The organism is Candidatus Brevundimonas colombiensis, from assembly GCA_029202665.1.
Classification (GTDB): Bacteria; Pseudomonadota; Alphaproteobacteria; order Caulobacterales; family Caulobacteraceae; genus Brevundimonas; species Brevundimonas colombiensis.
In genome coordinates this window covers 1,035,733-1,048,846 of the sequence record CP119326.1, presented here as the reverse complement: position 1 = coordinate 1,048,846, position 13,114 = coordinate 1,035,733, and the positions used below count along the sequence as shown (strand labels likewise).

Genomic DNA, 13,114 nt, shown 5'->3' with positions numbered 1-13,114 from the left:
CGGTCCGAATCCTAGCTTCTGTAGCCCATCTGATCGACCTGCCTCTGGTCTTTCAGGGGATGGTACTGGTCGTGTTCGAGATGATAGCCGGAGATCCGACGGCCGGCGAGCACGAGCTCGTTGAGCGACGGGCTGATATAGAAGACACCGTTCACATGGGCGTCCTTGAGAATCATGTCCTGCAAGCTGGAGACAAAATCCGAAGCCTTGGCGTACCAGTAAAAGCCCGCGCTGGCCCGACGGCTGATCGGCCGCTTCTCGGCCGCTTCAACGACCCAGCCTTTCTCGTCGACTGCGACATAGGCATAGCGTGGATGAAGGGATTCGAAGGTCACCAGGCCCACGTCCGCCTTCTGATCGCGGAAGGACTGTATGATCGTTGAATAGTCGGCTTCGACATAATCGGTCGCGCTCGCTACAATGAGCTCGGATTCCAAGTCCAGCGCCCCGATCGCGAGTAAGGCGGTGCAGGCTGCTCCTGCTGTCTGGCGTTCGATCGGGATAATTGTGGAGTTCGGTGAAATCTGGGTGACGATGTCGTTGACGTGATGCTCGTCGATGTCAGCCTTCGTCAGCGCGAAGATGAAATTCGACGAGTCCTTGATGCTAAGGGAAGCAACCAGGCGCTCCATGACCAAGCGGCCGTCGATTTCGGATAGCCAGACAGGATAGGCTGCGCGATCTTCGAGGGCTTGGGGCCCGGCGGCAAGGATCAGGACGTTCATGCACCTTCCTCCACTTCCTTGATCCGTCTTGTGATGTTGGCGAGGTTAACTTCCTCGACGGATTTCACGACCAGAACATGGGCGCCCGAAGCACGTGCCGCACGAATACCGTGGTCGTTGTCCTCGACGATTAGAGCCTCCGAAGGGTCCACTCCGAGGCGTCGCATGGCCTCGATATAGATGTCGGGTTCCGGCTTGGCCTTGGCCACGTCCTCGTTGGAAAGCATCGTGTCGAGATAGCGATCCAGCCGCGAGCGCTCCATCATGGAGACGACGCTGTTGCGCACGGAGTTCGACGCGACCGCCAGCTTCAACCCGCGATCCTTCAATCTGGCCAAGGCGTACTCGTGGACGAAAGTCGGGCGACAGCGCGAGTTCACGATCTCCATCGTATAGGCTTGCTTGAGCGTATTGACGAAGCCGTGCAGTTGCTGCGGAAACCCGTGGGTGATGGTCAGCATCTCCAGCTTGCGTCGCGTCGGCAAGCCGTCGAAGGTCGTCAGGTGATCCACCCGGCTGATCTCCAGTCCGAACAGCTTCAAAGCCTTGTTGAGGGCGTCATAGTGCCATTCCTTGGCGTCGATCAGGACGCCATCCATGTCGAAAATTACAGCTTTGATCATCGGGGAAAGCGGGCCTTGGCGTCGTCAGGGGTGTCAGTGCAAAGCATCAATGCATCGTTCCCCACTGCAGCGAGGGGCTCGATCATCGACCAGAAGGGGTCGGGCGCCCGCCCGTGCAGCTCTGGAGATACCAGGCAAACTCGCTTCCCGTTGTCGAGATGGGTCTGGATCACAGAGGGGGTGATCCAGTCATGGCCGGTGAAGGCGTCGAGCCAGACGCCGTTCGCCTCGGCATAGAGTGCCGGTTCGGGCTCGATGTCGCTGTGGCGGGTGAAGAAGGGGAGGCCGGCGCGGGCGTAACGGACGGTCTCCGGCCCCGACATATCAAATGCGAACCAGTCGATCCCGCTGTCCGCGAACGCCTCGGCGAGCATGGAGGAAAGACCATCGGCTTTGATGTTCACGGCCAGCGGAAGTCCAGAGTCCCGGAACAGCGCGACGACCTCAACCCATCTGCGGGCGCCTGCCATGGGCGGATCGTGCGATACGACCAATTCACCGTTCAGATCGCGGACGTCGGTTTCGGTTCCATAACCTGAAGAGACAGTCCGTTCGAACGCGACCCAAGCGTTCTTTTCCTCGGCTTCACGCCAGTATCCACGATGGCTGAGAATCAGCATCTGCGCGCAGCGACCTTCTCTGCCATGCCCAAGGAATTGAACAGATCCAGATCGGCCGGAGTTCCGAGGCCGTACATGCCCTTTGCTTCTGAACCCACGTTGAAGATGCGAACCTGGGCCCCCTCTTCGATCAGTTGATTGTATACGGGGGCGACGTAGAACTCGCCGTTCACGCGCAGATCGCGCGCGATCATCTGTTCCGCGGCGCGCACGAAATCCGAACCGTTCGCGAAGTTGTATATCCCGACCGTCGCCTCATCTGAGATGACTTCCTTTTCGACCACGCGCGTCACGTGCTCATCGGCATCCAAGGCGACAAAGGACCACTTCGGATCGTTGGCCGTCATCGTCATAATGAGGCCTCGCGTTCCTTCTCCGTCCTGCACTGACAAATAGTCGGCGATTGAGATGTCAACGTATTGATCGCTGTTTGCGATCATCAGGGGAGCGTCCAGGATGTGTTCCCGAGCGGTCAGAACGGTGCAGGCAGCCCCTTCGGTTACACCGTCCAGCTCAACAATCAGGCATCCGGGGGCCCACGCCGAGAGGCGTTCTCTCAATCCGTAGTCCGCCACATGCTGTCGCTGGCAGACAAAGATGAAACGATGTTCCCGGGGTGGAGTCAGATTGTCGATCACGAGCTTGATCATCGGCTCGCCCGCGACCGGAATCAGCGGCTTCGGGTCTGCATACCCAGCATCGCTGAAACGGCTTCCGCGACCCGCCATGGGGATCAAAATATTCAGCATATGTTGGGCCCGCCATGCAAAATGCGTTTGCACCTGCGAGCTTAATAGCGAATGGGTTTGAAATGCGAAGTCAGAAATTAAGGCTTGGGTGATTTTGCTTGAGTGGCGAAGGGGTTCAAGGCAGAAGCAGCGTCAGCGACCCGCGCTGGAGTTCAGCTGGCGGCGGCATGGTGAAGCGTGAAAATCCGGTGTCCCTGAAATCGTTTCTACGCAGCGGCCGCAAGCAGGGCCGGATCATTGGCGCGCTAATCATGCGGGAAATCGTCACTCGCTACGGCCGCGAAGGACTGGGATTTCTCTGGCTTATCTTAGAACCGTTAGTCTTCTGCTTCGGCGTTATGGCGCTCTGGACCCTCATGAAACCGGAGTATGAGCATGGCATCCGCGTCGCACCTTTCGTGATGACGGGTTACATGTGCCTGCTGCTGTTCCGCCACATTGTGGGCAGTTTCGGAGGCGCCATCCTCGCCAATGTCGGACTGCTGCATCATCGCGACGTCAAGCCAGTTCATCTCTACTTCTCAAGAGCAGTTATAGAGCTCGCGGGCGGGGCCATGGCCTTTTTCGTAGTCTATATAGTTCTCCTCGCTCTCGGGGCGGTCAGCCCGCCTCGCGATTATGTGATGCTTTACGGGGCCTACCTGATTCTCGCTTGGCTATCTTCCGGATTTGGGATGACGATGGCGTCTTTGGCGATCCGTTACGAAGTCGTCGAGCGGGTGATGCCGGTTTCAATGTATCTGATGATACCGCTTTCGGGCGCGTTTGTGATGGTGGATTGGCTTCCCCATCGCTATCAGTGGATTTACCTACTAAACCCACTGCCCCATACGGTTGAAATGGTGAGATCTTCGGTGTTCGGCGAATTCGTGCCGACTCACTTCAACCCGTTATATCCGATCGCTTGGGCTGCCGGACTGACCCTAGTCGGTCTCCTGCTGCTCGCACAGACACGCCGCTATCTTGATATCGATTGACAGATTCTCGATCATTTTGACCGGACCTTCAGGCTTCCACCATGGCTGAATCCAAGCTCACATATCTCGGTCCCACGTCGCAGATTTCGGGTCTCTCGACCAGGAAATCGTGGTTCAGCCGCGTGCCAATCGCCTTCCTGGTCATCGTCGTCCTGCCGACCTTGATCACCGCTATTTATTTTCTGCTGATCGCTTCGCCACGATATGTCTCGGAATCCTCATTTGTGGTGCGCGCACCTTCACAGCCTCAGGTTTCACAGCTTGGCATGGCCCTACAAGGGGTCGGGCTGTCAGCCGGTTCGACCGACGCCTATGCGATCCACGAATATGTGCGTTCGGCGGATGGTCTGCGCGAGCTCATGACAAAGGTTGATGTGGCGGCGGCCTATGATCGGCCCGGCATCGATCCTCTGTCTCGGCTGCCTCGCCCCTTCGCGAGCCAATCGTTCGAGAGCTTCCGTAAGGGCTTTAACAGCTTCGTGACTATCGGCTACGATTCACAAACTGGGATAAGTACTCTTCGCGTCCAGGCGTTTACCGCACGCGATGCCCAGCGCATCAACGCAGCTCTGCTAGTCAGCGGTGAAGGCCTTATCAACCGAATGAATGCGCGGGCAGCCGCCGACACCGTGGCGCAAAGCCAGCTATCGGTGCGTCAGGCCCAAGCTAGGTTAGGCGCCGCCCAGGCGGCTCTGACCAACTTCCGCAATCGTGAAGGGATCATCGATCCCGCCCGATCGGCTGTGGCGGGCTCGCAGATGATCAGCGAGTTGAGCGTCAAACTGGCGACCCTTAAGGCAGAACGGGCACAACTAGCAGCCGATGCCTCGGATAGCCCCTTGGTGCCAGCCCTGGACAGTCGAATCCGAGCCTTTGAAAGGCAGATTGAGATCGAACAGCAGAAGATCGTCGGCAATGCCGATTCCCTGGCGCCAAAAATTTCAGTTTACGAAGAGTTGACGCTGGAGCGTGAGTTCGCGGACAAGCTTCTCGCCTCCGCGACGGCCGAGCTGTCAACGGCCCAGGTCGAGGCCCGTCGCCAGCGGCTTTACTTGGACACTGTCGTGGCTCCCGATGCCCCGGACTACCCCAAGGAGCCGCGACGGCTTTGGGCGATCCTCACCGTGCTAACCACGACTTTGGTCATCTATGGCATAGGCTGGCTGGTCTGGGCAGGCATTCGGGAAAGCCGCGTCGAAGAATGACCACTGAATCCGAGCTCGGACTTTCGGTCCGGCAACTTGGCATGACCTACGCTGCGCATGGTTCCAAGCCAGTCTTCAACAACTTGAGCTTCGATGTTGGTCGGCAAGGCCGTCTAGGCATTCTCGGTCGGAACGGTCAGGGAAAATCGACGCTCATCAAGATTCTAGGCGGAGCACTGATCCCTACCGCGGGGCAGGTGCGTTGGGGCATGAGTTGCTCTTGGCCGATCGGCTTCAATGGTGGATTCCAAGGCAGTTTGAGCGGTATCGATAACATCCGTTTCATCACCAGAATCTATGGGAAAAAGTACGAGAACGTCTATGCGCGGGTGGAGGGCTTTGCCGAACTGGGCATGGCCATGCATAGGCCTGTTAAGCACTACTCGTCCGGCATGCGGGCGCGACTCGCCTTTGGCCTATCGCTGGCAATCGAGTTCGATTGCTATCTGATCGACGAACTGGTGGCTGTTGGTGATGCTCGTTTCCAGCGTCGTTGTAATGAGGAACTGTTCGAGCGGCGCGCCAACCGCGCCTTCCTGATGGCGTCCCACGACACTCATTTGATCCGGCAGTATTGCTCTCGGGCCTTGGTGATCGAAAGCGGCCGCGCCAAGGTCTTCGACGATATCGATGAAGCGATCGACGTCTATTCGTGGTTGAGGGCAGCCTGATGTCGCGACGGCATGTCCGTGTCGTGCATCTCCCGACAGCGAATACGGAGGCTTGGATCGCCAGTCTTCGTCGCGGAGCGGAGACCGGCGGCTGGGCCTTCCACACCCATGACTGGGGCGAGGATGCGCCCGCTCTGGAGGACGGACGTTCAACCTTGGTCGCCGGCTACTGGGACCTGGCCCCCGAGGGGCCTCCCACGGACTGGATCGTCCAAGTCGCTTCACCGGCGCAGGTGGTCGCGGCTGTGGCGACTAACCATGAAATGTCAGAGCACGACATTCTTTATGAGGCGTCGCTTCGCCTCGCCGCCGCAGATATCGCTCTGCTCAACGGCGCGACGCGTGCGAGCGTGGACGATTCCGAACTGGATGTCCCGGGTCTCGGCGTCGTCACACGGATGGAGGACGGCGGCAAGACAAGCCCGGCCGTGGACGCACTGCCGCTCGACATCTATTCCGCCCTACCTGCCGAAGAACATGCGGCGGCGATCTGGCACGCCGAGATTTTTAACTACCCTGATGCGCCGGCAACACCGGGCATTCTTCCTCTCGTCGGGCGTCGCAGACTTTTGCTGAACGGACCCAATATCACCATTCCGGCCGGCCGCTGGACCCTCGTCGCCGACGTGACGGTCGAGGCGAGCCCCGTGGCCGACTTGCTGATGGAATGGGGACGCGGCGACGACGTGACCGGTTTCCGGCACGTGTTCGGCGTGCCTGGGCGTTACCGCATCGAGATTACCCATGACTGGACCTGGTATGGGACGGCGGATTTTCGGGTCAGCCTGATGATGCCTGCTCTCGACGGCGAGTTTATCCTGCACGACGTCAAAGTCCGGCGAGAGCGGCGTCTGCCTGGAGCTTGATTCCCTAAAGGATGACCGGCCCTCAAAACGTCGGCCGGTCATCCTTCAGCAGAGCGGCTTCGCGGATGATTTGCGCATAAGACTCGACCATGTCCCGATAACTAGGAAGGCTGGCCAGGACGGCGGCGCCGGCCATGCCCATGGCCCGGCCCCGTTCGGGGTCGGAGACTAAGGACAGCAGGATGCGCGCCAAACCGTCGATATCTCCCGGTGCGTAAAAAAGGGCGTTGATCTCGGGGCGGACCATTTCAGGAATGCCGAAAACGGGTGTCGTCACGATTGGAAGACCAAAGGCCATGGCCTCAATCATCACACGAGGCGCACTTTCCATGCGGGACGTGCAGACGATCATATCGGCGGCGGCGTAGTAGGGCGCCATGTCCGCCACCGATCCAGTCACGGTGACGGCCTTATCAGCGCCGGGAATTTCCGCTAGGGTGGCGCGTATCTGCTCTTCGTAGTCGGGTTCAGCCACGGCGCCGGCGATTAAGCAACGCACCGGCCGTGCGGAAAAGGCCATGACTGACTTCAAGGCCTGCACCAGGTCCAACTGACCCTTGCGCCTACAGACCGTTCCGAGAAGACACAGAACGGTTTCGTCCTCCCGGACGCCCAGCGCCGATCGCGCAGCGTCACGGGTCCATCGTCCCACCTCTTCGGCGAGACGGACGGGCGGCACGCCGTGGCGTATGATCTGTGAGGACTGACGGGTTTGCACCCCGGCCCAGGCGCGGCGAGTCGCCTCCGCGACATAGGTGATTCGGTAGGCCTGGCCGAAGGCCGCATAGGCGAAGCTTCTGACCCCCGGCTCCAGGTAGTCGAAATAGGTCTCCCAGGGTTCGCTTTCGTGCTGAAGCCAGATCGCCGGCGTTCCGATCCGGGCGGCGGCATTAACCCCATAGAAGGCGCGAAGCGTATTGGCGACGACCATTTCCGCGTTCCATCCTTGGATGACCTTGGCCAGTCGTTCCAGGCCGCTTTCGAACACGGCTGCCTCACGCGCGGGTTCGGTGAAAAGGCGGACGTCGACGCCCAGTTGTTCGTAGTCGTCGCGGAGAGGGCCGTCTCTTGGAGACAGGATGAGCGGGTCCACGATTCCGGCGGCCTTTAGCCCCGCGATCAGGTCGAACAGGGTGTTGGGGGCGCCCTCCCGACTGAGGTTGTGGCTGATGAACACGGCCCTGACCGGCCGGCGGGCCCGCATAGGGAGACGGCGTGCGCTGATCTCGAACCGATCACTGTCCAGGGAAAGATTGGGGTTGTACCAGGGGTCGCGCCAATCGCCGTAAAGGCGACGCAAGTTGGCGACCTCGATCGGGTTATCCGAGTATCCGCGAGTCTTGCCTTCGTAGTGGAACAAGACTGCGTCCGGGCAATAGACGCAACTGTAGCCCGCCTCGACCAGTCGGAAACAGTAGTCGACGTCGTTGTAGGCCACGGCGAAGTTCGAGGTATCGAAACCGCCGGCTTCAATGAAGAGATCGCGCCGGGTCAGCATGCAGGCTGCCGTGACACCGCTGTATTCTCGCGCGGTGCGAATGAAGCCCATATAGCCCCAGTCGTGCGGCGGAGCATGGCGAAAGGCGTGTCCGACAAGGCCGTCGTTCGGCCCGTGAACGATGCCTGCGTGTTGGACAGAGGCGTCGCCGAAGCGAAGCAGGGCGCCTACACAACCCACCCCCTCGATCTGACCATAGCCGACCATCTGGCTGAGCCACCTGGGGCTGATGACCTTGGTGTCGTTGTTGAGGAACAGGACGTACTCGCCGCTTGCCGCCGCGACGGCCTCGTTCATTAGGGCCGAGAAGTTGAAGCCTTCCGAACGTCTAGGGATTCGCAGAACCGTCGTGTGAGGGGTCTGCGCCAATTCCGCGAGCAGAGCGAGGGCGTCCGCCTCGTCGCTTCCGTTGTCGATGATTAGGACGTCGTAGTTCGAATAGGTCGTCTGCCTCAGAGACTCGATGCAGTCTCCGAGCAGGTCGGCCCGGTTGTAGGTCGGCACGATGAGGGTCACGGACGGGCCATCGTCGGGAAAATCGAGCGAGAACATGCCGACTTTCGCCTCCGCCGCCCAATCGGGCTGACAGACGACGGCCTTGACGCCGCGACGATCCAAGGCCTGCTGGACGGCCTCCCGACCGGCCCGAAAGCTTTCCGGCTTGGCGTCGCCGGACACGGCGGTGGAGCCCGCCGCGGCGCGCCAGTGGTAGAGGACCCGGGGCACATGGCCGACATGGCGAGCCTGCTCGGCGGCCCGGAGGGCGAAGTCATAGTCCTGGGATCCGTCGAACCGGCTCCGGAACCCGCCCAGCGCCATGAACAGGCTTCGGCGAACCGTCAGGGCGTGGCTGAGGTACATGAACGATAGCAGAAGGACCGGGGACCAGTCCGGCTTGAACTGCGGCGCATAGCGTCGGCCTGAATCGTCGATCTTGTCGTCGTCGCTGTAGACCAGATCGGCCTCGGGATGCGCGCTGTAATAGAGCGCCAACTCCGCCAGACAGTCAGGCGTCAACAGGTCGTCGTGGTCTAGGAACAGGAGGATCTCGCCAGTGGCGATTTCCGCCGCGTCATTGGTGGCGTTGCTGATGCCGCCCGTGGTTGCGCGGCGATGCACCAGGATGCGGGGGTCGGAGCCTTCAAGGATGTCGAGCGCGGAGATCGTTTCCGGAGACGTGCTGCCGTCATCGACAAGACAGAGCTGCCAGTCGCCGTAAATCTGGCCGAGAACCGAACGAATCGTCTCTTGGAGATAGTCTGGGCGGGTGTTGAAAACGGGCGTCAAGATCGAGATCGAGGGCAGGTCGGCGGCTGATGCAAGCGCTGTCTTCAAGTCTTCGACGGATGCGGTCGTGACGCGGTTCGCCGCCATCCAGGCTTCGTAGGGGGACAGCTTATCGAAGAAGGGCTTGATCGGCGTAGGAGCGAGCGCCCGGGCGGCGCCGAGGACGCCGCCGAGATCCGCCTTCTTCGCTCGCCCCTCCGACCACAGGCCGAGTTGGCGCAGTCGGCGGCGTAGAACCCGCAAGGGGCGCGGAAGGGCTTTCGGCGCCGCCTTCAGCCGAGCGGCATCATCCTGACGTCGGTGGATTTCCGCCAAGGCGGCTTCGGTCGCTTGGAAGCGCACCGTGAGGTCGGCCAGCCCCCTTTCTAGTTTCGCGAGCGGATCGACCGACACGGAAGCGGTCGCATCCGCATCGGCGATCTCCGACAACGGGAAGATCTGGGGTCTGCGAGTATTCATCATGGGAACTCGACCGCGATGCGCGCGGTTCAACAAGTTGCTTTACGGACTGCGCGAATGGGCGGACCGAACGTCAAGGCGTCGCTCGGGTCATTTCCATTACAGCGCAGGTGATATGGTATAAGGAACTCGCCCTGATCGGCTCATCCACGGGGTGGCCCGAGGCGTCCAGATGCTCCCACCAGCCGCCGCGAACTGGGCGGTGTGTGTAGCGGAGCAGGCCTGTCGCGGCGGCTTCCATCTTATGATGCGCATACCGTCGCTCGTCCTCGTCGGTCGCGACCCAGCCAAGGGCGACAAAGGCCTTGATGCGTTCGGTCTGCGGCCAAAGACGGTGCAGGCCGCTGCGGACGGACAGATCGGGTCCCAGTTCGTTAACAGCCAAGTCCTGTGTTGAGACGCCATGGTTCTCGGCGATTTCAATGAGGCGCCGCCCCGCTGCGACGGCGTCGGTTCGTTGCTTGCGTAGGCCCCACCGGATGAGCAGCCAAGCCCACTCCGACTGATGACCAGGCTCGACCACGTCATAGGCGGCGCCGTCGATCAGTCGCCAGTCCCCGTCGAAATACTCTCTCAACGCGCCCGTCTTCGGGTCGAGGAAGTGCTTGAGGCAGAGGCTGACGATCTCGTCCGCAAGAGCGTCCCAAACCCCATCGGGGTCGAAGACCTCACACCAGGCCAAGGATGCCTCCAACATGTGCATATGGGGGTTGGCTTTAAGAGGCAGGGTCCGGGGCCGTCCCTCCTCGAAACCGGCGACGGGATGGCTGTAGCCGGACCGCATTTCCACAAGAATCTCCCGCGCCATGTGCGACAATTCCTCGGTTGATTCGCCCAGGCTCGCTGCCGCCGCCATCCCGAACAGGACAAAGGCCTGATCGTACAAGTCGAAGCCTTCGACGGCGGCTGCGCCGTCGCGGGGCGACAACGGCGCCACCTTTCCGTCCCTCACGACCTCCGAAAGCAGATAGTCCTGGCCGTGTCGCACTACCTCGCGTGCGGGTCCCGTCCAGCCCAGCTGGGCGGCGATCGAGAAGGCGTAGATTTGGCGCCCGACCAGCCGTGCACGGAGCGGGCGCGGCAGAACCGCGCCGCCGCCGTCCAGTAGTTCGATGAAACCGCCGTTGGATAGGTCTATCCCGGTCGTGGCCCACAGGGGAAAGGCGTCCTCGAAAAGCCAGTCCCTGAGCTGAAGGAAGGTCTGGGAGCTCATATTACGTCCTTGCGATCGGATGACGTCAGCAACGGGGCCAGGAATGCATCTAGACGACCTCCAGTGAAGAGCTCGCCCTTCAAACCGGCGGCCTCCGCCGCCTGGATATCGGTCTGGTTGTCGCCGATCAGAAGGCTGCGGGCACGATCGACCGGCCAGGATTTCAGCAGATCCAGAACCATGCCGGGAGCCGGCTTTCGCCAATCGCTGACGACTCGATAGTCGGCAATGACGCCGTCAGGGTGATACGGGCAGAAACGCACGTCATCGATCCTGCCACCGATCTCGGCCAAACCTTGATCGATATGATCCATGACGGTCTGATAGTCACCCTCGGTATAGTAACCCTTGGCGATGCCCGCCTGATTGGTAACCACGAATACATAGTAGCCCAAGGTGTTGGCCGCCTTGATGGCCTCGCGGGCGCCTTCCACCCACTCAAACCGGTCCATCGACCCGACGTGGCCCTTGTCGAGGTTGATCACGCCATCCCTGTCCAGAAAGAGGGCGGGGCGGCGGACGAAGGCCGGCACGCTGGTCTGGGCGCTGGCGAAATCTTCGGGCACGCCGATATCGAGAAAGAATCCGTTGACCGGAAGGCCACGCAACCGGCCTTGCACGGCCAGATCCGGCAGCAGTTCGACCTCCATGGAGCCGGTCGGTTTGAGGCCGTCCACCATAGTCTTGCGGAAGGCGGCGACGCCGCCGTTGATGTAGACTGGGCCGTCGTCTAGCGGCGGGACGCCGAAGGCCGTGATGGCGTCGCCTTCCAGAACCGTGACGCCGTAACGGCCGGCCTGTTCGAGCCGACGCAAGGCCATCGCGCCGATCGCCTCGGGGTCGTCGAGAAGGGCCGCCAGCCGATCCAGCGGCGTGTCGAGCAAGGTGTCGCCGTTGAATAGGAAGAAGGCGTCGTCCAGCATGGGACGGGCATTGTAGAGGGCTCCGCCGGTGCCTGCCCGATCCGGCTCTATGACCACTAGGACCTCGACATCGCCCCCGAGCGCCTCGACGACCGATCGGGCGAAACTCTCGATCTGTTCCGACCTGTATGCGGCGAGCAGCAGAAAGCGGCGGACGCCATAGCGCGTGATTTCCCGCATCAGGATCTGCAGGAACGGCGTTCCGTCGACGGGCAGGAGCGGCTTTGGGGTTTCCGCCGTGAGGCTTCCAAGCCGGCTGCCCAGCCCCCCACAGAGGATGACGCCCTGTTCTATCCGCATGAACAGCGCCTTGAGACGGAGGTCAGTACCGCCATGTTGCTGTGCCTCTGTGTGTCAATTTGATCGTGCTGGCCTGGCCTCCGGCCTGGTTGAGGGCCTGCACCAGCCGGTATCGGTTCTCGGGATGCACGAGAAAGAACATGAAGCCGCCGCCGCCGGCCCCGGAGACCTTACCGGCGAGGGCGCCGTTGGCCATAGCGCAATCGAAGATCGCGTCCAAGACCCCCGTGGAGACCCCGGCGGCAGAGGCCTTCTTGGCTTCCCAGGAACGGCTGAGAATGGCGGCCATGTCATCGATGTCGCCAATCAACAGAGCGCGCTTCATGTCGATGGCGTCGGCCTTCAAGCGATGCATGGCGTCTATGGTGTCGCTGTTCGGCTTGCGCAGCCCGGCCGTCTGCTGGTCGATTATGGTCGCGGAATCGCGAGAGCGACCCGAGAAGCAGATCACCAGGGAACTCTCGAACTCGTTGAGGATGTCGTCGGAAATCCGGAGCGGATTCACGATCACCCTGTCGTTCTGAAGAAATTCGATGAAGTTCAGTCCGCCGAAGGCCGCAGCGTACTGATCCTGTCGTCCGCCAGACAGGGCGAGGTCCAATCGTTCGATTTCGAAGGCCAGGTGAGCGACGTCATAATTGCCCAGGGGCGCGCCCAGAATGGAGCGCATGCCGTCCACAAGGGCGACGACCAATGCCGACGACGAGCCGAGGCCCGAGCCCGCCGGGGCGTCGACGGTCGTCTTGATGGTCAACGACAGGGGGCGGCCGCCGTTGAACTCGCTGATCATGCGTTGGTAGACGCCCCGATGCAGGGTGAGCTCCGAATGCAGGGCTTCGCCGGGTTCGAAGGTTTCGGAAATCCCCAGGTCGTCGGCTTCGAAGACGATCCGGCCGTCGGTGCGCGGCACGAAGGACGCGAAGGCGTACCGGTCGATCGTGACATTCAGGACCGCGCCGCCGAACTCGTCGCAATAGGGGGACAGGTCGGTGCCCCCG

At 61.2% G+C, this 13,114-nt stretch carries 12 protein-coding genes; 4 read left to right on the top strand and 8 right to left on the bottom strand.

The window, feature by feature from the left end; all coding sequences use genetic code 11:
• Nucleotides 1-11: 11 nt before the first annotated feature.
• Genes P0Y50_04880 through P0Y50_04865 form a run of 4 tightly spaced genes read right to left on the bottom strand, consistent with a single transcriptional unit; the run spans nt 12 to nt 2,717 of the window.
• Nucleotides 12-725 carry a glycosyltransferase family 2 protein gene (locus tag P0Y50_04880; protein ID WEK40946.1) on the bottom strand — a complete coding sequence of 238 codons (714 nt, stop codon included), beginning with the start codon at nt 723-725 and terminating at the stop codon, nt 12-14.
• Complete coding sequence (locus tag P0Y50_04875) at nt 722-1,348, bottom strand: HAD family phosphatase (protein ID WEK40945.1); 627 nt, start codon at nt 1,346-1,348, stop codon at nt 722-724. The genes P0Y50_04880 and P0Y50_04875 overlap by 4 nt, the downstream gene beginning before the upstream one ends.
• Nucleotides 1,345-1,968 carry a hypothetical protein gene (locus P0Y50_04870; GenBank protein WEK40944.1) on the bottom strand — a complete coding sequence of 208 codons (624 nt, stop codon included), beginning with the start codon at nt 1,966-1,968 and terminating at the stop codon, nt 1,345-1,347. Before P0Y50_04870 ends, P0Y50_04875 begins: the two co-directional genes overlap by 4 nt.
• Nucleotides 1,962-2,717 (bottom strand): glycosyltransferase family 2 protein, encoded by a 756-nt coding sequence (locus tag P0Y50_04865; GenBank protein WEK40943.1) that lies wholly within the window; start codon nt 2,715-2,717, stop codon nt 1,962-1,964. The genes P0Y50_04870 and P0Y50_04865 overlap by 7 nt, the downstream gene beginning before the upstream one ends.
• A 167-nt stretch (nt 2,718-2,884) precedes the next feature.
• On the opposite strand from P0Y50_04865, the gene P0Y50_04860 reads away from it, so the two are divergent.
• From P0Y50_04860 to P0Y50_04845, 4 genes are read left to right on the top strand one after another with little or no spacing between them, the layout of a single operon-like run.
• The gene (locus tag P0Y50_04860; GenBank protein ID WEK40942.1) at nt 2,885-3,694 is read left to right on the top strand and encodes an ABC transporter permease; all 810 of its coding nucleotides are present in this window, start codon (nt 2,885-2,887) and stop codon (nt 3,692-3,694) included.
• A 41-nt stretch (nt 3,695-3,735) separates the two neighbouring features.
• On the top strand, nt 3,736-4,899 hold the full coding sequence (locus tag P0Y50_04855; GenBank protein WEK40941.1) for a chain-length determining protein: 1,164 nt from the start codon (nt 3,736-3,738) through the stop codon (nt 4,897-4,899).
• Nucleotides 4,896-5,570 carry an ATP-binding cassette domain-containing protein gene (locus P0Y50_04850; protein ID WEK40940.1) on the top strand — a complete coding sequence of 225 codons (675 nt, stop codon included), beginning with the start codon at nt 4,896-4,898 and terminating at the stop codon, nt 5,568-5,570. The genes P0Y50_04855 and P0Y50_04850 overlap by 4 nt, the downstream gene beginning before the upstream one ends.
• Complete coding sequence (locus P0Y50_04845) at nt 5,570-6,436, top strand: hypothetical protein (GenBank protein WEK40939.1); 867 nt, start codon at nt 5,570-5,572, stop codon at nt 6,434-6,436. The genes P0Y50_04850 and P0Y50_04845 overlap by 1 nt, the downstream gene beginning before the upstream one ends.
• Before the next feature lie 22 nt (nt 6,437-6,458).
• On the opposite strand, the gene P0Y50_04840 is transcribed toward P0Y50_04845, so the two are convergent.
• The 4 genes from P0Y50_04840 to P0Y50_04825 form a co-directional block, all read right to left on the bottom strand.
• Nucleotides 6,459-9,683 (bottom strand): glycosyltransferase, encoded by a 3,225-nt coding sequence (locus P0Y50_04840; GenBank protein WEK40938.1) that lies wholly within the window; start codon nt 9,681-9,683, stop codon nt 6,459-6,461.
• A gap of 70 nt (nt 9,684-9,753) precedes the next feature.
• Nucleotides 9,754-10,893, bottom strand: a complete 1,140-nt coding sequence (locus tag P0Y50_04835) for an AGE family epimerase/isomerase (protein ID WEK40937.1) — start codon at nt 10,891-10,893, stop codon at nt 9,754-9,756.
• A complete protein-coding gene (locus tag P0Y50_04830; protein WEK40936.1) occupies nt 10,890-12,116 on the bottom strand; it encodes an HAD-IIIA family hydrolase in 1,227 nt (408 codons plus the stop codon). The genes P0Y50_04835 and P0Y50_04830 overlap by 4 nt, the downstream gene beginning before the upstream one ends.
• Nucleotides 12,117-12,138: 22 nt before the next feature.
• Nucleotides 12,139-13,026, bottom strand: coding sequence for a dehydrogenase (locus tag P0Y50_04825; GenBank protein ID WEK40935.1), 888 nt, complete (start codon nt 13,024-13,026; stop codon nt 12,139-12,141).
• Between the last annotated feature and the right edge of the window lie 88 nt (nt 13,027-13,114).